The organism is Bifidobacterium sp. UBA6881 (genome assembly GCA_002451435.1).
Taxonomy (GTDB): domain Bacteria; phylum Actinomycetota; class Actinomycetes; order Actinomycetales; family Bifidobacteriaceae; genus Bifidobacterium.
Window position 1 is genome coordinate 4025 of the sequence record DKCF01000034.1, and the last position, 1636, is coordinate 5660.

Annotated in this window: 2 protein-coding genes; both read right to left on the bottom strand. The window is 64.0% G+C overall.

Going from position 1 to position 1636, the window contains the following annotated elements:
• Window positions 1-620: nucleotide exchange factor GrpE (gene grpE / locus B3C64_RS02705; protein ID WP_291533556.1), on the bottom strand; the 620-nt coding region annotated here is incomplete at its 3' end.
• A 2-nt stretch (window positions 621-622) separates the two neighbouring features.
• On the bottom strand, window positions 623-1636 hold a 1014-nt coding region (locus B3C64_RS02710), incomplete at its 5' end, for an Hsp70 family protein (protein WP_291533558.1).

The following is a 1636-nucleotide window of genomic DNA, read 5'->3' on the forward strand; positions in this document are numbered from 1 at the left end:
CCGATGCGGTAGCCGGCCTCCACCACGGTGTCGACGGTCTCCTTCTCGGCCTGCGGATCCGGCTTGTGCAGAATCGCCTCATGCTTGGTCGGATCGAAGTCCTCGCCCTTTTCGCCGAACTTCTCGACGCCGAACTTCTCGAACGCCTTGTCGATCTTGGTGGAGACGGCCTTGAACGAATCGTCCATCTCGCTGTGCTCGCGGATGCGGTCGATGTCGTCAAGCGCCGGCAGCAATGCGGTCAGCACGTCGATGATGCCGTGCTGGCGGAAACGGTCCTGCTCCTTCTTCGCGCGATTGCGGAAGTTGATGAACTCCGCGCGTTCACGCTGAAGGGCCTCCAGATATTCCGCGGCCTCCTTCTTGGCCTGGCCAAGCGGGGTCAGCGTATCGTCGGCCTTGTCATCGCCGTCATTCGACTTGTCCGTCTGCTCCCCCGTCTGCTTCTGCTGCGATTGCGCATCGGCAGCGGGCTTGTCGGCGGAGGCGCCGTCCGTCTTGGCATCGGCATGATCGTCATGCGATTCCTTGGCGTCGGCGCCGGCAGGAGCGCCCTGCCCCGACAGGTCATCCATGTCGGGCAGGTCGTTCAGATATTCGTCCTTGTTGAAGTCGGACATGATTACTTATTGTCCTTGTTGTCGTCATCGTCCACGACTTCGGCGTCAACGACGTCGTCATCGGCGGAGGATCCGGCTGCGGCACCGGCATTCGTGGCACCCGCAGCGCCAGCCGCACCCGCGGCGGCACCGGCCGCACCCGCAGCGCCCTGCTGGGCGTACAGCGCCTGGCCGATCTTCTGCGCGGAGGTCATCAGCTCGCTCTGGGCGCTCTTGATCTTCTCGATGTCCTCACCCTTCAGGGCTTCCTTCAGGGCGTTGACCTTGTCGGTGACTTCCTTGGCCACGTCATCGGAGAGCTTGTCCTTGTTGTCGTTGACGAGCTTCTCGGTCTGGTAGGCGAAGGCTTCGGCCTGGTTGCGGGCCTCGGCGTCCTCCTTGCGCTTCTTGTCCTCGGCCTCGTGGGCTTCGGCCTCCTTGACCATGCGGTCGATCTCGTCCTTCGGCAGGCCGGAACCACCGGTGATGGTCATGGACTGCTCCTTGCCGGTGCCCTTGTCCTTGGCGGACACGTGCACGATGCCGTTGGCGTCGATGTCGAAGGTGACCTCGATCTGCGGGACGCCACGCGGGGCCGGCGCGATGCCGGTCAGCTCGAAGGTTCCCAGCGGCTTGTTGTCGCGGGCGAACTCACGCTCGCCCTGGTAGACCTGAATCAGCACGGACGGCTGGTTGTCTTCGGCGGTGGAGAACACCTCGGAGCGCTTGGTCGGGATGGCGGTGTTGCGGTCGATGAGCTTGGTCATGATACCGCCCTTGGTCTCAATGCCGAGGGACAGCGGGGTGACGTCGATCAGCAGCACGTCCTTGCGGTCGCCCTTGATGACGCCGGACTGCACGGCAGCGCCGACAGCCACGACCTCATCCGGGTTCACGGACTGGTTGGCTTCCTTGCCGCCGGTGAGCTCCTTGACGAGCTCCTTGACGGCAGGCATACGGGTGGAGCCGCCGACGAGGACCACATGGTCGATGTCGGAGACGCCGATGCCGGCATCCGCCAGCACGTTGTTGAACGG